The 21,535-nt window shown below is 44.1% G+C and carries 15 protein-coding genes, 1 tRNA gene, 1 other RNA gene and 2 other annotated features; of the genes, 2 read left to right on the top strand and 15 right to left on the bottom strand.

All coding sequences use genetic code 11. The features are described from left to right. Nucleotides 1–248: 248 nt before the first annotated feature. The 15 genes from G5B06_RS16725 to G5B06_RS16655 all read right to left on the bottom strand — a co-directional run bounded on the left by G5B06_RS16725 (nt 249) and on the right by G5B06_RS16655 (nt 18,815). A complete protein-coding gene (locus G5B06_RS16725) occupies nt 249–1,352 on the bottom strand; it encodes an OmpA family protein (protein ID WP_173772543.1) in 1,104 nt (367 codons plus the stop codon). 17 nt (nt 1,353–1,369) lie between these two features. Beyond that, nucleotides 1,370–3,031 (bottom strand): MotA/TolQ/ExbB proton channel family protein, encoded by a 1,662-nt coding sequence (locus G5B06_RS16720; protein ID WP_148448645.1) that lies wholly within the window; start codon nt 3,029–3,031, stop codon nt 1,370–1,372. A gap of 120 nt (nt 3,032–3,151) precedes the next feature. After that, nucleotides 3,152–3,364 carry a ferrous iron transport protein A gene (locus G5B06_RS16715; protein WP_148448643.1) on the bottom strand — a complete coding sequence of 71 codons (213 nt, stop codon included), beginning with the start codon at nt 3,362–3,364 and terminating at the stop codon, nt 3,152–3,154. A gap of 276 nt (nt 3,365–3,640) precedes the next feature. Next, nucleotides 3,641–4,249, bottom strand: a complete 609-nt coding sequence (locus G5B06_RS16710; protein WP_173763122.1) for a histidine phosphatase family protein — start codon at nt 4,247–4,249, stop codon at nt 3,641–3,643. After that, a complete protein-coding gene (pheT, locus tag G5B06_RS16705; protein ID WP_173772542.1) occupies nt 4,249–6,666 on the bottom strand; it encodes a phenylalanine--tRNA ligase subunit beta in 2,418 nt (805 codons plus the stop codon). Before pheT ends, G5B06_RS16710 begins: the two co-directional genes overlap by 1 nt. Nucleotides 6,667–6,717: 51 nt before the next feature. Continuing rightward, a complete protein-coding gene (gene pheS, locus G5B06_RS16700; protein WP_118064244.1) occupies nt 6,718–7,737 on the bottom strand; it encodes a phenylalanine--tRNA ligase subunit alpha in 1,020 nt (339 codons plus the stop codon). 95 nt (nt 7,738–7,832) lie between these two features. Beyond that, nucleotides 7,833–8,056: a binding site (T-box leader), on the bottom strand. 47 nt (nt 8,057–8,103) lie between these two features. Beyond that, entirely contained in the window at nt 8,104–8,997 is an 894-nt protein-coding gene (locus G5B06_RS16695; RefSeq protein WP_148448637.1) for a YihY/virulence factor BrkB family protein, read from the bottom strand. A gap of 23 nt (nt 8,998–9,020) precedes the next feature. Further along, complete coding sequence (locus tag G5B06_RS16690) at nt 9,021–9,608, bottom strand: GNAT family N-acetyltransferase (RefSeq protein WP_148448635.1); 588 nt, start codon at nt 9,606–9,608, stop codon at nt 9,021–9,023. A 35-nt stretch (nt 9,609–9,643) separates the two neighbouring features. Continuing rightward, a complete protein-coding gene (locus G5B06_RS16685) occupies nt 9,644–10,702 on the bottom strand; it encodes an aldose epimerase family protein (protein WP_148448633.1) in 1,059 nt (352 codons plus the stop codon). A 59-nt stretch (nt 10,703–10,761) separates the two neighbouring features. After that, nucleotides 10,762–10,939, bottom strand: a non-coding RNA gene (gene ssrS, locus G5B06_RS16680) — 6S RNA. A 74-nt stretch (nt 10,940–11,013) separates the two neighbouring features. After that, on the bottom strand, nt 11,014–12,504 hold the full coding sequence (gene thrC / locus G5B06_RS16675) for a threonine synthase (protein ID WP_148448631.1): 1,491 nt from the start codon (nt 12,502–12,504) through the stop codon (nt 11,014–11,016). A gap of 171 nt (nt 12,505–12,675) precedes the next feature. Next, nucleotides 12,676–13,512 (bottom strand): cell wall hydrolase, encoded by an 837-nt coding sequence (locus G5B06_RS16670; protein WP_173763123.1) that lies wholly within the window; start codon nt 13,510–13,512, stop codon nt 12,676–12,678. Between the two features lie 409 nt (nt 13,513–13,921). After that, nucleotides 13,922–15,868, bottom strand: coding sequence for a DUF2142 domain-containing protein (locus G5B06_RS16665; RefSeq protein WP_173772540.1), 1,947 nt, complete (start codon nt 15,866–15,868; stop codon nt 13,922–13,924). A gap of 107 nt (nt 15,869–15,975) precedes the next feature. Then, nucleotides 15,976–17,631, bottom strand: a complete 1,656-nt coding sequence (locus G5B06_RS16660) for a 2-isopropylmalate synthase (RefSeq protein ID WP_173763125.1) — start codon at nt 17,629–17,631, stop codon at nt 15,976–15,978. 99 nt (nt 17,632–17,730) lie between these two features. Then, nucleotides 17,731–17,995: a binding site (T-box leader), on the bottom strand. Between the two features lie 43 nt (nt 17,996–18,038). Then, on the bottom strand, nt 18,039–18,815 hold the full coding sequence (locus G5B06_RS16655) for a helix-turn-helix domain-containing protein (protein ID WP_173763126.1): 777 nt from the start codon (nt 18,813–18,815) through the stop codon (nt 18,039–18,041). Between the two features lie 118 nt (nt 18,816–18,933). Between G5B06_RS16655 and G5B06_RS16650 the strand changes: the two genes are divergently transcribed. Next, complete coding sequence (locus tag G5B06_RS16650) at nt 18,934–21,204, top strand: glycoside hydrolase family 3 C-terminal domain-containing protein (RefSeq protein ID WP_173763127.1); 2,271 nt, start codon at nt 18,934–18,936, stop codon at nt 21,202–21,204. Between the two features lie 112 nt (nt 21,205–21,316). Next, a tRNA-Pro gene (locus tag G5B06_RS16645) sits at nt 21,317–21,390 on the top strand. Nucleotides 21,391–21,535 lie beyond the last annotated feature (145 nt).

Genomic DNA, 21,535 nt, shown 5'->3' with positions numbered 1-21,535 from the left:
GGTGTGATACAACTTAGGTTGCGGGAGAGGGCGTTATTGCGGCAGGGTCAGCTGTTTGAGCCGCAGGCGAGTTCTGGCCCTGCCGCAATGCTTTTAGCCATCTCACGGAACCCTAGTTGTATCCCCACGACAAAGTCCTTGCCCGAACCAATATCCTCTCCCTCTGGCGTCCGCCTTTCTCTCCCCTCCCCAAACAAAAAAAGCCCCAGGCCATATCCAAACAGCCTGAGACTTCCCTCAATCACAATTCAATTTTTCTTACCACTAGTCTTCCCACTACCAGAATCCTTCCCCGACTCCGTCGCTGTCTCATCCACACTCGCAGAAGCATCCCCCTGCATAATCTTATTCAGCTCCTGGATCATCTCCTCATCCTTCAAACGGAACTTCACCTCCACACGCCTGGAAGCATCCTTATCCACATTTCCATCCGCATCCAGAACCGGATCCGACATAGAATGACCATTAACCGTCAGACAATCCTGCAGTTCCTGAACCTGTGTATCCTTCAGAAAATCACTCTTGATATCCAGAAGATACTGAGCCACCGCCAGAGACCTCTTCTGTGACAGTTCCAGGTTATAACTGTAATCTCCATCCGTATCCGTATAACCATCAATAATGATCTCACCCAGATACTTCTTATAAGAATCATTCAGCAGCACCTTACAATATGTAGGAAGCACCATAGACAACGTCCGTTTACCGGAATCTGTCAGTTCCGCCTGGTCATAATCAAACATAACACTGGCATTCAACGTCAGCGCACCCGTCTGAGAATCAATATCCACATTCAGGTTTTTCTTGGCAAACTCCTTCTGCAAAGCCTCCACAACATCAGCCTTCACACCAATAATCTTATCAATCTTTTCCTGCTGCGTATTCAAAAGCTCCGTCTTTTCATCCAGCGCAGACTGCTGCTCTTCCAGCGTATCCTGCTGTTTTGCAAGTTTCTTCTTCTGGGAAGCCAGCTTTTTCTCCTGCTCTGTAAGCTTCTTTTGCTGCTCCTCTAGTGTCTTCTGCTGTTCCTCAAGTTTCTCTGCCAGAGAAGTCAGTTCCTCATCCTGCGACTTGATCTGTTCATCTTTGGACTTGATCTGCTCATCCTGACTCTTTAACGTTCCTGCCTGCTTATCCAGCGCACTCTGTTTTTCAAGAAGCTCCTCCGTATACTTTTCCTGAAGAGCAATTTTTTCATCCCGTTCCTTCAGACTGTCATTATAACTCTTCTGTGCCTGAAAAAGAGTCACACACATGATCAGTACAAAAAGCAGTAAAACACCCGCCATCATGTCTGAATAAGAGCGCCAGATATTAAACCCGTGATCCTCCGGCCTTCTTTTTTTGTGCATTAACAATTCCTCTCTTCTTATTTAAACAAGCCAAAGCGCCCTTTCTGGGCTACTTTCGTCATTTCACGGATACTTCTCTCGATCTCATCAAGAAGAGCCTCCTGTCTCGCTCCCTGACCATCCAGAAGATCTTCAAGACTGGTAAGTTTATCTTTCAGTTCCTGTACCCCGGCGCTGCCACCGTATCCCCATGGCTGTCCCGCAACAAGATGAATATCCCGGTTGTTCTTTGCAGTCTTAATCTCGGAAAGAAGCCTGCGAACTTCATCCAGAGTACTGTTTACCATTTTCTGACTCTCTGTAAACTCGTTCAGTTTCGTCTCAAAACTCTCAATCAGCTTCTTATCCTCACGTAAAAGTTCCGCGCTGATCTTATTTGAATCTGCGGCAGTCTTCATTCCCTCTGCGGCACTGTCCACATACTGGCGCATGGACTCATTACAGGATTTCCATAAATCTGCGGAAGCTTTTTCATTCTCATGCATGTGCTCTGCCAGTTTCTCATAATCCCGCTTCTGGAGCTGCTGAATCATCTGGTTATCACGGATAATCCGGTCTGCAGTCTTCATATATTTACTCTGCATCTCGTCAATTTCCGCAATTGCGTCACGCATGGCACGTTCCTGTTTCGTAAAAGTCTCACTTAACTGGCTGCTCATCGTTTTATACAGCTCTGACGTGTATTCTGTATTATCTTTCTGCGCCTTCTTAAGTTCAACCAGTGCATCATTGAAATCCTCAAACTGCAGCTGAAAAGATCCGTGCATCTCACTCAAAAACGAATCCAAAATCTCCCTGATCGCATCCTGCTGTCCCTTGGTCACAGATGCAGTAAGTACATCCAGAGAATCGTTCATCTTCTGGAACGTAGGTGTGATAACTTTTTCAAAGCTGTCCGCCATCTGCACAGAAAACTGTTCTGCCATCTGTTTCATGGCTTCTGTCTGAGTCTTCTGGCTGGAAACCAGAAGATTCCAGGACTCATTCTCCGCAGTGGGCAATACCAGAGCATGAAAACGATCCAGAAAATCCTGCATTGCCTGGGACATGGACGAATACCCACTCTTCATTCCAAATGTGTACACAACAGAAAGCGCAACACCATAAATCGAAGTAAGAAAGGCTACTTTTATACCATCAACAAGGGCAGATACAGAAGTTGTCATCACCTCATAATCTGTAGGTTGAAAGTTTTTCAGTCCCCAGACAAGACCAATAAATGTTCCAAGAATACCAAGACTTGTAAAAATATCCGGTGCCATTTCCAAAAGCCTTTTGTGAATATGGACATCCACATCATCGATATTTACGAAATCTTCAACCTCAGCGATTCCCTCTTCTGTACGACTGATGCTGTCTACAAAATCATCCATCTTTTTATCCAGATACCGGTCACCAAAAATTCCTCGTAACTGTCCGATTTCTTCCTTCTTCGCCCTTCCCGGAAGCTGGAACACATCGGTAATCTCACCGGCCCCATGTTTCAGCGCAGCCGTCAGATTATCCATTCTGTACAGCCCAGCAAAAAGTCCGACAGCATAAATAATCACCATGACTCCCAGAAATGCAAAATTATAAAACAATACATTTCCGGAACCCTTTCCCACATAAGCGGTCAGAGTCGCTGCTGCCACTGCAACAAGCAGAAACAGCACTGTATTCATAAACTTTTTTCCCATAATCTGCCTCCCCTTATTTATTTTTGAAAAAAGTTTTCTTTTTTATCATACTATCATAACCACATTCCCAAAACAACAAAAAAGGACAATCCCATCAAAAGAAATTGTCCTTTCGCCCTTTTATACTTTTATACGACAGGCTGCATCGTCACTGATCAGGATCCTGTGTCCCTGAACACCTACGATCACTCCGCCAAGGATCCTGCTTATGATCTGTACGGTCTTTCCCTCGCTGACATCATACTGTCTGATCTGATCCATGATTTCCGGCATTCCGGTCATCCACTTGATGGTACAGATTTCCCCTGCTTTTGTTTCATTTAATGACTGCATATACTCACCCCATTTCCTGTGTCACGTCACTGTCAGCAATTATTCTCTCTCCATCAAGCAGACAATAGTATTCGCTACTTACTTATATCTAAATAATTTCAACGCAATTCTGCATTTTTATACGATTAGGAGAGTTTAACTTTTATTTTTCTGAATCCTTTGTTTCTTTTGTATATTTTATCTCAATTTATCCCGATTAGTCAATCGTAACCTGTATATTTTTCACTAAAAAACGCAGAACAACCATTACAGTTATTCTGCGTTTTTCCTTATTTTTTATGCGTAAACTTTATCTTCTTCCAGAAGTGTTGTCTTTCCATTTTTCACTTCCACAAGGTTGACACAGCAATTTGGTGGAACAGAACCTCTCCAGAAATTCTCCGGATCAGGATCTACATTCTGAAGAAGCGCCCGAACCGCACATCCGTGAGACGCAATCAGAATCGTTTTATCCGCAAGATCCGGATCAGATATTTTTTCATCCCAGAACTCTTTTGTCCGGGCGATCACATCAAAAATATCCTCCCCGTTTTCCGGTCGCTTGAACTTCACCGGATCACGGAAAAAAGTCTCGATCTGCGGATCAATGTAATTGCCCTCGGCATCTCTTACCTGATTCCCTTCCAGCACGCCAAAATTAATCTCCTGGATCCGTTTATCCGGTATGATGGGAATATCACGTTCTCCCAAGACACATTCTGCTGTCTGTTTTGCCCTTGAAAGCGGACTTGTAAAGCAAATATCAAACTTCACACCTTGGAGAGCTTCTCCGGTTTTTTTCGCAAGAAGAATCCCTTCTTTCGCAAGAGGCACATCTGCGGCGCCCTGAAGTTTTTTTAATTTATTCCACTCTGTCAGGCCATGTCTTACAATATAGATCAGCATCAGCTTCTCAGCTCGATTCCAAGTCCGTTGAGGCCATTCATGATTTTCTTCATTACTGCAGAAATCTCATTCTCGCCAAGAGTCTTATCATGAGCACGGAATACCAGAGAATAAGCCATGGATTTGAAACCTTTCTCGATCTGTGCTCCCTCATAGATATCGAACAGCTGATAGCTCTCCAGAATATTTCCGCCTCTCTGGTCAAAGATCTCCTCGATCTGACCGGCAAGAACTGCATGAGGAACTACAAGGCTTAAGTCACGTGTTACAGCCGGATATTTTGCGATTCCGGTGTATTTGTGGTTGAAGCCTGCAAATTCCAGAATATCCAGGATATCGATCACTGCGATATATGCTTTCTCTCCGATGGAGTAATTGTCTGCAACAGATGGGTGAACCTCACCTAAGTATCCGACAACTTTACCCTCGTAGATCATGTTTGCCTGTCTTCCAGGATGAAGGAATGGCTTCTCGCTGTTCGGATCGTAGGTAACTTTTTTCTTCATTCCGATCTTCTCGAAGAACTCCTCGCATACACCCTTCATATTGAAGAAATCGCCGTTTCCATACATTCCAAGTGTAAACATAGTACGCTCATCCGGAAGCTCTGTGATCGGAAGGGACTTCGGAAGATAAATATTTCCAAGTTCGTAGAGACGAACATCTTTGTTACGTCTGTTGTAGTTTGTGGAAAGGGATGCCAGCATACCGTTCAGTGTGCTTGTACGCATGATGCTGTAGTCCTCTCCAAGAGGATTACTGATGGTGATGACTTTTCGAAGATCACTGTCCTTCGGAATGCAGAGCTTGTCAAATACCTTCGGGCTTTCGAAAGAATAGGACATTCCCTCTGAGAATCCGCAGTACTCTGCAATATCTCTTGCGACTTCCTGGATACGAAGCTTGAATGGAAGCTTACCTGTGGTAGCCTCTCCGGTAGGAAGTGTCATCGGGATCTTATCATAGCCGTAGAATCTTGCAACCTCCTCTGCAACATCTGCATTGCAGTGGATATCCTGACGGAATGTCGGTGCAACGATCTCGTCTGTTTCCGCATCATAAGCCAGCTCTACACGTCCGAGATAACCGATCATCTCTTCTTTTGTAAGGTTGGTTCCAAGAAGTTTGTTGATCTTCTCCGGCTCAAATTTTACTCTGGACGGCTCTCTTGTCTCGCTGCAGACATCAACCATTCCGCCTACAACTTCACCGGCACCAAGCTCTTCCATCAGCTGGCATGCACGGTCAATAGCAGCCTGTGCGTTATTCGGGTCAAGACCTTTCTCAAATTTACCGGAAGCATCTGTACGAAGGCCGATTCTCTTAGAAGAAAGACGGATGCTGGTTCCATCGAAGCATGCTGCCTCAAAAAGAACGGTTTTTACATCGTCTGTGATCATGGAGTTCTCGCCACCCATGATACCGGCAATGCCGACAGCTTTCTCACCGTCACAGATCATCAGAACATTCTCATCCATGGTACGCTCCTGGCCATCCAGTGTGACGAATTTCTCATCTTTTCCTGCACGGCGCACAACGATCTCTCTGTTTGCGATGGTATCCAGGTCATACGCATGCATTGGCTGGCCAAACTCTTCCATTACATAGTTTGTAATATCAACCAGGTTATTGATCGGACGGATTCCATTAGAAGCCAGGCATCTCTGCATCCACTTCGGAGACGGACCGATCTTGACATTTTTTACAACTCTTGCACAGTAACGCGGGCAAAGCTCAGGATCCTGTACAGTAACTTTTACATAGTCGGAAGCTTTTTCATCATTTCCCTTAACTTCTACAACTGGCGGGCAGAATTTCTTCTGGAAGGTTGCTGCTGCCTCTCTTGCGATTCCAAGAACACCGTAGCAGTCTACACGGTTGGAAGTGATCTCATACTCAAATACCACATTGTCAAGGCCAAGTGCTTTAATAGCGCTCTCACCTACAACTGCGTCCTCCGGGAAAATATAGATGCCGTATTCCGGTGCTTCCGGGTACATCTCTCTTGTGCTTCCGAGCTCCTCGATAGAGCACATCATACCACAGGACTCAACGCCGCGGAGTTTACCTTTTTTGATCTTGATTCCACCAGGAGTCATTTTTCCGTCGTGGCCGCCTGCAACACGTCCGCCGTCAAGAACAACTGGAACTTTGTCTCCCTCTTTTACATTCGGAGCACCTGTTACGATCTGTACGCTCTCTGTTCCGATATTTACCTGGCAGATGATCAGTTTATCTGCATCCGGATGTTTCTCAATCTTGTCGATCTGGCCGATCACGATCTTGTCAAGATCTGCATCCAGCTCTGTAAAGCCCTCTACCTTTGTGCCTGTTAATGTCATGGCATCTGTATATTCCTGTGCCGTTACATCCAGATCCGGCACATATGTTTTAATCCAAGATAATGAAGTATTCATTTTGGTTGTCCCTTCTTTTTTCCATATTTACTATAAAGATCTTCAGCTGTTTTAGAACTGTTTCAGGAATCTGCTGTCGTTCTCATAGAGAAGACGCATATCGTCAATCTCATATTTCAGAAGTGCAATACGCTCCAGACCTACACCAAAAGCAAATCCTGTGTACTCATCCGGATCAATTCCACACATACGGAGAACATTCGGATGAACCATACCACAGCCAAGGATTTCAATCCAGCCGGAACCTTTACAGAAACGGCAGCCTTTTCCGCCACATTTGAAGCAGGAAACATCAACCTCAGCACTTGGCTCTGTAAACGGGAAATGATGCGGACGGAATTTTGTCTTTGTCTCCGGTCCGAACAGCTCTTTTGCGAACTCCTGAAGGGTTCCCTTAAGGTCTGCAAAAGTAACGTTCTTGTCAATAACAAGACCTTCGATCTGATGGAAAGAAGGAGAATGTGTTGCATCTACTTCATCAGAACGGAACACACGGCCAGGTGCGATCATACGGATCGGAAGTTTGCCTTTTTCCATCTCACGTGCCTGAACCGGTGATGTCTGGGAACGAAGCAGAATGGAATCGTTGATAAAGAAGGTATCCTGCTCGTCTCTGGCCGGATGGTTCTCCGGAATATTCAGTTTTGTAAAGTTATAGTCCGCATACTCAACTTCCGGACCTTCTACAACCTCATATCCCATTCCGATGAAAATACGCTCAACTTCTTCCAGAGCGATGGTGTTCGGATGACGATGACCAATTTTTGCTTTCTTTGCAGGAAGTGTTACATCGATCACTTCGGCCTTCATTTTTTCCTCGCGGACTTTCTCCTCGAAATCTTTCTTGGAAGCTTCCAGAAGTTCCTCGATCTTAGCTCTTGTCTCATTGACAAGCTGACCAACTTTCGGACGCTCTTCCGGAGCAACATCTTTCATACCTTTTAAGATTGCGGTAAGCTCACCTTTTTTTCCAAGATATGCAACACGCACATCATTCAGCTTGTCCAGGCCCTCGGATTCCTCGATCCGTTTTCTGGCATTCTCAGCCAGTTCCTGAAGTCTTTCTTTCATATCCATGGTCTATTTCTCCTTTAATTAAAATAATCAAATGATACGCCACCCGCCCTGAAAATTCAGATACGGGCAATAAAAAAACCGTCCCTTATAAAAGGGACGGAATATCCGCGGTACCACCCAGTTTCCCATGAAAAAAAATCACGGGCACCTCTTATCTGCTTAACGCGCAACGTACGTCATCTCCTACTGTTACTTCAGAGAGGAAGCTCCGGTGGGAAATTCAAGAACCATCTGAACCCGGGGAAGCTTACAGCCGGTGACTTCCCTTCTCTGTGAGAAAATGATCCTCTATAAACACCTTCACAGCTTTTCTGTCTTTTAATACTATGCCACAAGGTCCGCTTTCTGTCAAGCGCAAAGTCAGGATTCTTTGGAACTGTTTTTCTCATTTTCTTTCTTTGAAAGAAGAGTTTTTACAGATTTCTGGGCTTTTCGAAATTCATTTTCGAAGTATGCATTGATCTCTGCGCCGTAAAGGATCAGGTTCATACACACATACAGCCACAGCATCACCATGATCAGTGCAGTCAGGCTTCCATACATATTTCCGAAATTCGGAAAAAATTCAAAATACAGAGAAAATCCATAGGAAAAGATCAGCCATGCCGTGGCAATAATAAAGGCTCCGGGAAGCTGGCTTTTAAAGGTCGCCTTCCGGTTGGGAAGCACTTTATAAAGCACCAGAAATACTACAAACAATACGGCAAACACCAGCAATGTCCGGGCTCCCATAATTTTTGCCATCAGTCTCCCCAGGATCGGAATAGTTTTCTGTGCAGCTACCTGAATTCGGTTACCAAGGACCAGAACCAGAAGGGTAACAATGATCGCCAGCACAAACAGCAGCATATAAAAAACCGAATAGATCCGGTTCGTCAGCCAGTTTCGTGTTTCTTTTACATGATAAATGGTATTCAGGCCGTTAATAATAGCCTGCATTCCCTTTCCGGATGCCCAGAGTGCCATCAGGGCGGACAACGGCACGATCGCCGTGCTTCTTTTGTATACTTCCACTACAATGCTCAGCACAAAAGTCTGCAGATTTCCGGGCACAAAACCGACAATGGCATCCCGGACCACATTATAGCTTAATGGTGTGTAACGGATCAGTGTTGTGAGAAAAAGGATAAACGGGATAAATGACATGATCAGAAAGTATGCCGCCTGCGCTGCATATGCGCTGACATGATCTCCGTTTGCCCTTCGCACAAACCCCAGCATGAGCTGGATTACATTTTTCTTTTCCTCGTCCATGCTGACCCCCTCAAGTTTCTTTTTTACCAGGAAAACCGTTCAAAGCCAATCTTATCCTGGATTTCCGGAAAAGCTTTTACTTCCGGCTGTACCGTTTTATGTTCGCCGATCATCTTTTCCATCCATACCATATTATACCAGCGGTTGAATTTATATCCGCATCTGTGGAACTCTCCCACTCGTTTATATCCAAAATGTTTATGGAACTCCACACTGGCATTGGTCAGATATTCATCTTCTTTTGGTGCAACTGCAATACAGGCGTTCAGGTTCAGGACTCCCATCTCCGCAAGAAGACTTTCCAGGGCACGGTAGAGCCTTCCGCCTGCGCCGCTGCCCCTTCGCTCATGTTTCACATAGATGGACATCTCGGCGCACCAGCCATAAGCAGCTCTCGGATGAAAAGCGGAGCCATAGGCATATCCCAGGATTTCTCCGTTCTCTTCTGCCACAATGTATGGATATTTTTCTTTTATGTTATGAATCCGCTCCGTAAATTCCTCTGTAGACGGCGTCTCATATTCAAATGTAATTGCCGTTTTTTCTACGTAGTAGGAATAAATTTCTGCCAGTGCTGCCGCATCTCTCTCTTCTGCCACACGTATCTGCATTGCTTTATTACACCTCTTTTAATTCTGTTTATCTGTCATTTCACAAAGAAACGGTAAACCGTCTCTGAACTGTATTCTTCACCAGGACGCAGGATCGGAGAATGGAAATCCTCCACATTTACCGCATTTGGCTCCACCTGTGTTTCCAGGCAGAATCCATGGCGTTCATGATAAACATGGCCATTCTTACCCTTCTCATCCTTGACAAAGTTACCTGCATAAAACTGCACACCCGGGCAGTCGGAAGAAACTTCCATTCCAATGCCGGATTCCTTACAGTATGCACTAGCAATAGAACGGACATTACCCTTTGCATAATTGTCTGTTACATAGTTATGGTCATAACCGCCTGTAAACTTCAGCTGCTCAAAATCAGCCTCAATATCTCTGCCGATTGGTTTGGAAACATTAAAATCCATCGGAGTTCCTGCTACCGGCGCATACTCACCGGTAGGAATGGACTGACTGTCTTTCACAGGAGTAAAATATTTCGCATGAATGCATACTTCCTGGTCAAGCACATCTCCGCTGCCTTCTCCGTTCAGATTAAAATAGGAATGGTTGGTCATATTGGCAACGGTAGCTGCGTCAGAACGTCCTCTGTAAAAAATCTTCAGCTCATTTTCCTCGGTAAATTCATATTTCACAATAACCGAAAATTCTCCCGGGAATCCATTCTCTCCATCCGGGCTGATGCGGAAGAAATCCACGCTGTTCTTATCCTGGGAAATTTCTTTTACTTCCCAGAGTTTCTTCTCAAAGCCATTGGGACCGCTGTGCAGATTGTTATGATTCTCATTCTCTGTAAGGATTACTTCTTTATCATCAATAAAAAATCTGGAATTTTCGATACGGTTTCCACTTCTTCCGATGATCGCACCGAAAAAGCAGCCATTCACTTCGTAAGCTTCCATATCGTCATATCCCAGAACTACATCCTTCAATTCTCCATTCCTATCCGGTACACATACCTTCACCAGAATTGCGCCATACTGAAGTACCTCTGCATAGGCACCTTTTTTATTCTCGAGATGATAGATCTTTACTTCTTCCCCTGTAGGAAGTGTCCCAAATTTTCTCTCAGAAACACTCATGCTATAATTCCTCCCATATATGAAAAAAGAGCCATCAACCGGCTCTATGTCTTTAACCGATTAATCCCGGGATGCCGTTCCCTTATTTTTGACGCCTAGCAGATGCTAGGTGGGTATCCTCAACAGTGTCTTCTGCCTACCACGACGTGAGGTCTGACATCCAACCTGCGATTTTGGATTCCCAAAATGTCAATGTAGGTTCAAAAAGAAAAGGGGGATCGAACATTCCAGGATTCGGTTTTTCGTTGTTTTTATTATAAACCAGTATTTGTGCTTTTTCAACAGAAAATACACATTCTTACTGATTTTTATTATTTAATGTTAAGAATATCTCTTACTGCGGCTGGCATATCCACTGCATCTACCACTCTGTCATGAAGAACCGGTGCGGTACGGATCTCCTCAACAGCACGCGGAACCGGTACTTTTGAAAGTGCGGATAATGCATCTACCAGGCCAAAATCATCCAGATCTTTATGATCTTCCCCAAGCGCATCCATGACACTTCTTGTGAATTTATATGGACTTGCGGTAGAAGCGATAACAGTTGGAAGATGATCCTCTGTTTCACTTACATATTTCTTATATACGCCTGCGGCAACTGCAGTATGTGTATCAATTACATAATTGCTGTCTTTATAAATCTCGCTTATGGCATCTGCGGTCTCTTTCTCACTGCAGAAATTACCATAGAAATCTCCAAGCTGTGCTTTCATCTCATCTGTGATGGTATATTCGCCGCCCTCACTTAAAGATTTCATAAGCTCTGCACATTTCTCAGCGTTCTCTCCTGTAAGACGATAGATCAGTCTCTCCAGGTTACTGGAAATCAGGATGTCCATGGAAGGAGAAGTTGTAAGAATGAAATCTCTCTTTCTGTCATAAGTTCCTGTGCGGAAGAAATCATAAAGAACACGGTTCTCATTGGATGCACAGATCAGTTTGTGGATCGGAAGTCCCATCTGTTTTGCATAGTATGCAGCAAGAATATTTCCAAAGTTACCGGTAGGAACTACCACATTGATCTCCTGGCCATCTTTGATCTTGCCGTCGCGCACCAGTGATGCATAAGCATATACATAATATACGATCTGCGGAACAAGTCGTCCGATATTGATAGAGTTTGCGGAGGAAAACTGGAATCCTGCCTGATCCAGTTCTGCTGCCATCTCGTGATCATTAAACATCTTCTTAACAGCAGTCTGAGCATCATCGAAGTTTCCGGTAATACCTACCACATAAGTATTGGCTCCCTTCTGGGTTACCATCTGTTTCTCCTGGATCGGGCTGACACCATGTTTCGGATAGAATACGATGATCCTGGTTCCCGGTACATCTGCAAAACCTGCCATGGCAGCCTTGCCGGTATCTCCGGATGTTGCGGTAAGAATTACGATTTCGTTTTTCACATTGTTCTTCTTCGCTGCAGTTGTCATCAGATGAGGAAGGATGGAAAGTGCCATATCCTTAAATGCAATTGTTGCGCCGTGGAACAGCTCCAGGAAATATGCTCCATCTGCTTCATGAAGGGGAGCAATCTTCTCTGTATCAAATTTACTGTCATACGCCTTGTTGATACAGTTCTTAAGCTCTTCCTCTGTAAAATCTGTGAGGAAACGGCTCATTACCTCGTATGCTGTCTCCTGGTAAGTCATCTGAGCCAGTTTGTCCATTGGTACATCCAGCTGTGGAATGCGCTCAGGCACGAACAGTCCGCCGTCCTCAGAAAGGCCTTTCAGTATGGCCATTGACGCTGTAACTGCCTGCTCTTTTCCTCTGGTGCTTTTGTACAATACCTGCATTGGTGTTCCGCCTTTCTATTGTAAAATATTCGTTTTCTTTCTAACGTTATCACATTATAGCATGGAATTATGGAAAATGCCACCACTTTAAAAAAAACCTGAAATTGTTTTTAAAAAGAAACCGTCGGCTTCTTTTATCTGCCGGCGGTTCTTAAGCTGTATCAGCATTTTTTATTTATATGTGTAAAATTCATGAACTCCATATTTAAAAAGTTTCTTGAGATCTTTTTCAAACCATTTAACGTTATGCGCTTCTGCTGCGGATTTCTGAATAAAAAACAATGCACCTTCCGAATAATCGGTTCCCTTCAGCGCCTGCTTTACCGCTTCCCTTGTTTCGTCCGAAACGGTAACTTCATTAATTCTTCCATCATAAGTAGGTGAAAACTGCGGAACCCCGTCACTGTTGTCCCAGACAACTTCCGTTACGGTACCCGGAAAATCATCGTTTTTTACGCGGTTCATAATCACATTCGCTACCAGTACCCGTCCCTTGATATCCTCACTTCCGGCTTCTGCCTCCACAATCCGCAGAAGTGTGTCATAGTCTTCATCTGACATCAGTGTGGGATTTTCGGCCAGAGTAATGGATCTTGCATCCAGCTCATTTACTTTGTTTTCCATGGAGGTACTTACATTGAGATCTGCAGTGGTATTTTTTACAGTCTGTACTCTCTGACCCACAATCACCTGTTCACAGGAACTTCCAATTCTGGTTACCGTGCTTCCTGAAGATGGTGTATCCGAGACCCCGGAAACCACTCCGGCAATTCCGGTAGGCACAGCCACTTCTTCATCCGAATAGGCAGTTTTCGCATCGGAAGCAGCATAAACTTTATTTCCGCTTCCACTTTCCGTAAATACTCTTGTTCCCAGAGAAATTACCATTGCCAGAACTGCACATACTGTCAGCATCGCAAAACCGCGCACGGAATTTCCTCCTGTTTTTCCATTTTTACGTTCATCCTGCGCTTCTTCAGTTTCCCGTAAATCTTTCTTAACTTTCATAATTTTATTCCCTGCGTTACATTTTCCTTTCTTTGTTTACACGTTTGTAACATTTCTGTAATGTATAAGAAAATTATATTTAATAAAGTGCGATATGTCAAGCTTTTTTGCCCATTTTCAGCCACAATAACGTTATTTATGAATTATCCACACTCCTTCCACATTGGTTCCACATCCAAATGACCAGTTATCCACAGATCTATCCACTTTTTAGGAAAATAAAAAGACAGATAGCAGGTACGTTTTTGTCCAATGTTTTTCTTTCATTTCTCCAAAAACGTATCTCTATCTGTCCCTTTTTTTCTGTCAGAACAGTTTTTTCTGTTTACTTTTATTCAAGTGCTTAAGCCGATTATAATATCACCCGTTTAAGCAGTCAAGATTTTTCGCCTGACCATAATCGACAAACTCATCTGTACTGACATAATGCCTGCACAAAAAGTGTGGCGTAAACGCACAGATCAATACTCCAGGCTCCCAGAAAAAGTCCCCATGGTGTTCCATCCTCACCTGCCGCAAACTTTTTCGGCTTCAACGCAAGAATCAATGGCAGAAGAAGTGGAAGAAAATAACGCCCCTGAACCCCCAGAATTTTATCGTATCCATAAGCGGTCCATTGACCATACAGCGTGACAAAAGTCAGCCCGAAAACAAGAACACAGACACCACCCAGCGCAACTTTTGCCGGCAGATCCAGATGAATTTCCGACATATCATTATTTCTTGAAACCTGCAGTACCAGAATCAGAAGATATCCCACTGCCAGAAGATTGCAGACCGGAATATTCAGCCATCCAAGATTGCTTCCCATCATTTCCGTAAGATAAGCAGTTCCAAATGCATCCAGGCTCCGCACAAATGTAAATACAAAAGTCACCGGATTTTTCAGAATTCCCGTAAGCTGGGCAGCCGTATCCACTCCCGGCTGAGACTCGCAGAGATACCTGGACGCAATGGCAAGCCAGCCAAAACTCAAAATCAGGATCATGGCACCTGCACACACCACATGAAACCAGTAATTTTTTCTGCTTCGAAACCTTTCCTTCGGAATGAGAAACAGAAGAAGGCAAAATGGCATATAAACAACTTTGCACAGGCACAGAAAACCGGTCAGTATATACATCAGTCCCAGCTGCCATTTTCTCATTACCTTTTTTTTGCTGTAGCGCATATACAGCACAAACACCACCATAGCCACTGTCAGAGCCAGTGCAAGTGCATCTGCGGACATAGAGTTCGCAGATTGAATATTTATGGGCACAAGTCCCAGAAAAGCAATAAAATTTTTACCCACCGGTGTAAAATGAATTGCCAGGAAAAAGATCAACCCAAAACAGAGCATATTGGCAATTCTACCTCCATAAGCCAGAACAAACGGCCGATCTGTGAAAAAATCCGCAATACGGATTCCCACAGCCTGTGGCAGATAGGAAGTAGGCGCATAAAGAGCTGTATTTCCAAATCCGTAGAACTGTGTTTTTTCTGTATTTATATGCTGGTTTATCTTTCCTCCGATATCCCACAAAGACACATGTTCCTTGGAGGAAAAATCAGGAATCAGCCCACTGTCGAAGGTTCTTCCATAGGAAAAAAGATCATTACCTCCGTTTCCTTCCGAAGTCAGATACCCCCTGGAAACTTCATAGCTTCTCAGGAAATGACTGTATTCATCCGGAGAATTAAATGCCGGAATCGCCGCCAGAGTACTGATGCTCATAAAAAGATAAACAATAGCAAACAGCACTTCTGTCCGGATTTTTTTCTTTTTCAAAAATGTAAAGATTACCAGCATCACTGCTGCTGCCGCTGCTATGACCATAAGGACAAGCGCTTTTGGAAATGGCCGGGAAATACTACGGTACGCAAGTATCTGTATCCCGTTTTCTCCCCCTGTCACCCCTGCTGCCACTCCGGTATCACCCTCTGCTCCGTCCAGAACAATCCGGAATTTCTGGTCCTTACAATCTGAAAGTCTCTGATCCAGTCGAAAATATGTGGTATCTCCTGTGGATATGGTCAGACGGTTTACCTGCCAGCTCTGAATTTCTTCTTTATCCTGATAAATCGTTACACGAAAAGTTCCGGTAACAGACGCACTTTCTGTAGAAAGAAACAATTCCACTCCAGAAAGCCGACTGGTCTGGCAGATAAAATCTTTTTCCAAGTTACTTCCGGCACCAATCATTACAGAAGTTTCCGGTCTTTCCTGCTGCTTCACATTTCCAAGAATTTCCGCATCTGCCAGAAGGTATGATGCAAAAATCAGGATTATTCCCCAGATTAGTACACATTTTAAAATATCCTTCAGATCTTCGGACATCCGGAAAGTTTTTCTGCTTTTTTTCGTATTATTCATGTTATACCTCATACTCACTGTTTTTTCGGATTCCGGCTTATTATATCATCTGTACGAAAAAAAAGAAGCTGCTTTTTGTGGCAGCTTCTTTTTTTACAGCCGATTTCTTATCGATTATTGATGGCTGTTACCAGTGCATCAATGGAAGCACGGATGATATCCGAATCAACGCCAGCACCCCATGCAAGAGTACCATCTGGTTTACGGATTCCCACATAAGCAATCGCTTTGGATGTGGAACTGCGCTCCAGCGCATGCTCCTGATAGGTTTCCAGTGTATATTTCAGTTCATAAGCTTTCTTCAGTGCATTGCTTACCGCATCAAGACGACCATTTCCGGTAGCCTCTGTAACAATCGTTTTTCCATGGAATATAGAAGTAACCTGAGTCACAATGCCACCGTCTTTCTGCTGGAAATGAACCTCGTTAATGCTGTATGGCTCAACCACATTTTCGAAGGTAGATTTGAACAGGCTGAAGATTTCGTCCGGATGAAGCTCTTTGTGTTTGTGATCGGATACTGCTTTCGCTGCATAACCCATAGCTTCGCGCATTTTCGGAGGAAGATTCAGGCCGAATTTTGTTTCCAGAATATAGCCTACGCCGCCTTTTCCGGACTGGCTGTTGATACGGATAACATCCGCATCGTAATTTCTTCCAACGTCTGTCGGATCGATCGGAAGATACGGAACTGTCCAGTGTTCCAGATCTCCGTTTTCTCTCCAGTGCATACCTTTTGCGATAGCATCCTGATGCGATCCGGAAAATGCCGCAAATACAAGAGCTCCACTGTACGGGCTTCTCTCATAAATCTGCATTCCTGTACATTTCTCATAAACCTCACAGATATGTGGCATATCAGAGAAATCAATCTTCGGATCCACACCCTGGGAGTACATATTCATACCCAGTGTCACAATATCCACATTACCGGTACGCTCACCGTTTCCGAACAGAGTTCCCTCAATTCGATCAGCGCCAGCAAGAAGTCCCATCTCAGAATCTGCAACACCACATCCACGATCATTATGAGGATGAAGGGAAACAATTACATTTTCACGGTATTTCAGATTGTCACACATGTATTCTACCTGGCTTGCATAGACATGCGGCATAGAATGTTCAACTGTAACAGGCAGGTTGATGATTGCCTTGTTATCTTCTGTTGGCTGCCATACATCCAGAACTGCGTTGCAGACTTCCAGCGCATATTCCGGCTCTGTTCCTGTAAAACTCTCCGGGCTGTATTCAAACTGGAAGTTACCTTCTGTCTCATCTGCAAGTTTTTTCAGAAGAGCTGCGCCATCTACTGCAATTTTCAGGATTTCTTCTTTGGATTTTTTAAATACCTGCTCTCTCTGAGAAACAGATGTGGAATTGTATACATGAACAATTGCCTTCGGAGCACCTTTTACAGCCTCAAAAGTTTTGCGGATGATATGTTCTCTTGCCTGGGTCAGTACCTGAATGGTAACATCCTCAGGAATCAGGTTCTGTTCAATCAGGGTACGAAGAAACTCATACTCGGTCTCGGAAGCAGCCGGGAAACCAACCTCAATCTCTTTAAAACCGATCTGTACAAGAAGTTTGAAAAACTCAACCTTCTGCTCCAGACTCATCGGAATTACAAGTGCCTGATTTCCGTCACGAAGGTCTACAGAGCACCAGATCGGGGCCTTATCCACATATTCCTTCTCCGCCCATTTCATACATTTCACCGGCGGCATGTAATACTGACGTTTGTACTTGGATGGTGTCATCATTTTCGTTTTCCTCCATTTTCTCTTCCATTAATTTTCTTTTGTTTCTGCAATTTCATTTTGTATTATGACATAAAAAAATCTTCCGACTCTGCAAATCCTGCAAGAGACGAAAGACAACTGCTGTCCTACGCGGTACCACTCTTATTTCATGAATAAAAATTCACACACTTGACAGATACGGAATGCAAAAACATCCTTATATCCTCTCCGGATAACGGCGGACACCGTCTGCGTCTACTCTCTCGGATGAGATTTCGGGCAGATGCTCCGAGGCGAGTTCCACAAATCCCTTCCACTGCTTCTCACCGGCCAGCAGCTCTCTGTGCTCCGTTCGATGTGTACTATTCCTCATCTATGCATTTCTCTTTTTGAAACTGGTATTAGGATAACACGTTACAGTAAATTTGTCAATGGGATTTTATTCTTCCCCGTACTGAGTATTTTCGGTATTTCGCAGGTGTCATACCCGTAAACTTTTTAAAAATTCGGATAAAATAACTCTGATTTGAAAAACAGAGATATTCTCCGATCTGCGAGGCTGTATAATCGGAATAGGAAAGCATATTACAGGCCGCCTCAATCCTCTGTTTCTGAATATAGTCCACCATGGACATTCCTGTCTCTTTTCGAAATGTGCGGGAAAGGTAGGAGGAACTGATTCCGGCAGCTTTACTTACCTCTTCCAGAGTAATCGGATTATGAAGATGAAGATGAATGTACCTAACCGCACATTCCATTGCCCTGCTGTAACTGGGATTTCCGTACTTCCTGACTTCCTGTGCAAAACGTTCTGCCGCCTTTGCAGAAAGTTTTTCTATGGAATCCCTGTCTGCACATTCCTCGACTGTCTGAATATACCCGTCACTGAGAGAATATGCAGTTTCTTCCGGAACTCCTCCTTCAATTGCAGCTCTGGTAAACAACGTAATACCTGCAATAAACATATTTTTGCTGTTGCGGAGCTGGTCTTTCGAAAGAATTCCCGGAGTTCCATCCGGCTCTCTCTGCATAACAGAACGGATACGTTCCACCTGTCCGTTTTTTATTGCCTCATACTGCATTCGTTCACTGGCATAGGAAGTATGTTTCTGTAAATTTTCTCTTCTCTGAAACAACGCAGCTTCTCCTCTGTTTTCTGCCAGCAACGCGGCTGTTTTTTCTTTCTCTAATATGTCTTCTTTCATCTCCGTAACCCCTGGAAATTATTGCAAAATTTTATGATTTATGACAATATTTTATTATATTTTATCACTAAAAAATGCTATAGTCCATATTAAGAACAACATTCGGAGGTAATATTTTATGGAACGTGATTTAAAAAAAATCGTAAGCCAGATGACCCTGGAAGAAAAAGCAGGCATGTGCTCCGGCCTTGATTTCTGGCACCTGAAACATGTAGACCGTCTTGGAATTCCGGAAGTAATGGTCAGCGACGGCCCTCACGGACTTCGCAAGCAGGATGACAAAGGCGACCATCTTGGAATGAATGACAGTATCAAAGCTGTCTGCTTCCCTCCTGCAGCTTTAAGCGCCTGCTCCTTTGACCGGAAACTGATGGAAGAAATGGGTGAAACCATCGGAAAAGAAGCTCAAGCCAACGATGTATCGGTGGTTCTTGGACCTGCAGTAAATATCAAACGTTCCCCTCTTTGCGGAAGAAACTTTGAATATTATTCTGAAGATCCATATCTTGCCGGTGAAATTGCCGCCGCATTTGTAAATGGTGTACAGTCCCAGCACGTAGGAACTTCCATCAAACATTTTGCCGCAAACAACCAGGAATACCATCGTATGAGCAACTCTTCTGAGGCAGACGAAAGAACTCTCCGTGAAATTTATTTTCCTGCTTTTGAAACTGCTGTAAAAAAAGCACAGCCATATACCTTTATGTGCTCTTATAACCAGATTAACGGAACCTTTGCATCTGAAAACAAATGGCTTCTTACAGATGTACTTCGAGGAGACTGGGGATTTAAAGGTTACGTGATGTCTGACTGGGGTGCAGTCAATGACCGTGTGAAAGGCCTGGAAGCAGGACTGGAACTGGAGATGCCTTCTTCCGGCGGCGCAAACGATGCCCTGATTGTTGAAGCAGTCAAAAACGGTACCCTGAAAGAAGAAATTCTCAATCAGGCTGTAGAACGCATTCTCCGTATTGTTTTTGAGTATGCGGATCATCGTGCCCCACAGGAATTTACCATGAAAAAAGATCACGAAGAAGCGCGCCACATTGCAGAAGAGTCCATGGTTCTTCTGAAAAATGCGGATGACATCCTTCCTCTGAAAGCTTCCGAAAAAGTCGCTTTCATTGGCGGCTTTGCCAAAAAACCTCGTTTCCAGGGCGGTGGAAGTTCTCACATTAACTGCTTCAAAGTTACAAATGCTTTTGACTCGGTTCCTTCTGATGCTCAGGTCATTTATGCGGAAGGTTTCCCGGCAGACAGAGATCTTTATGATGACACCCTTGCCGCAGAAGCATTAAAAACAGCCGGCAACGCAGATAAAGTTGTAATCTTTGCCGGTCTTCCGGACAGTTTCGAATCCGAGGGATACGACCGTTCTCATATGAGACTCCCGGAATGCCAGAACCGTCTTATTGCTGAAATCCTTAAGGTGCAGCCGAATGCCGTAATCGTTCTCCACAACGGCTCTCCTGTGGAAATGCCTTGGCTTTCCGATGTAAAGGGTCTTCTGGAAGCATATCTTGGCGGACAGGCAGGTGGTGCCGCTGTTGCAAATATCCTGTACGGAAAAGTAAATCCAAGCGGAAAACTGGCTGAAACCATGCCTCTGAAACTGGCAGATAATCCTTCCTACCTGAATTTCGGCGGTGGAGAAAAAGTAGAATACCGTGAAGGTGTATTCGTAGGATACCGTTATTATGATACCAAAGAGATGGAGGTTGCTTTCCCGTTCGGGTATGGTCTTTCTTACACCTCCTTTGCTTATGACAACCTCAGAATTTCCAGTGTGAATCCCACTGAAAAAGATACAGTCACCGTATCTGTAGATATCACAAACACAGGAAATGTGGCAGGAAAAGAGATTGTACAGCTTTATGTAAAAGATCTGACAGGTTCTGCTATCCGCCCGGTGAAAGAACTGAAAGGTTTCGAAAAAATTTCTCTGAATCCAGGTGAAACCAAAACCGTCACCATGACACTGGATAACCGCAGTTTTGCATGGTATCACACCGGAATACACGACTGGTTTGTGGCAAGTGGTGATTATGAAATCCTCATTGGTGCTTCTTCCAGAGACATCCGTCTTTCAGAAACCATTCATATGAACAGCAGCCAGGAAATCCCAATGCACATCCATATGAACACAACCCTCGGCGAACTGTTCCGCAATCCAAAAACTGCAGACACCGCCAAAGATCTCACAAAGAAATATCTTCTCTCTTTAAATGGCGGAGAAGAAACTGCTTCTGAAGCCGCATCCGAAGCCATCTCCGAAGAAATGACCCAGGCCATGACCGATTCCATGCCATTACGTGCATTAATGAGTTTCGGCGATTTTTCAAGGGAAGAACTTACAGATATTATCGAAAAACTGAATAAGCTGGCATAAATACCATTCTATAAAGAGGTGTTGTCCCTGAATATCTCAGGACTTCACCTCTTTTTTATAAATAAAAAGCTGTTGCATTTATAATCAATTTCTGTTATAATCTTTTTCGTTACGGGGTATGGCGTAGCTTGGTAGCGCGCACGGCTGGGGGCCGTGAGGTCGCAGGTTCAAATCCTGTTGCCCCGATATTTCCTTTAAATTCAAGGGTTTCCGAGGTCTGATGACTTCGGATTTTTTTATTACTTTTATTATAGCAGTGTTCCAACAACTACTTAAAGTCAAGACCACCCGCTTAGCGGGTGGCTTGCTCTGTCCCTATAAGGGACTATTC

The organism is Blautia luti (genome assembly GCF_013304735.1).
In the GTDB taxonomy this organism is placed as follows: Bacteria; Bacillota; Clostridia; order Lachnospirales; family Lachnospiraceae; genus Blautia_A.
The sequence above is the reverse complement of the archived record's forward strand: the minus strand, read 5'-3'. Positions and strand labels throughout refer to the sequence as shown.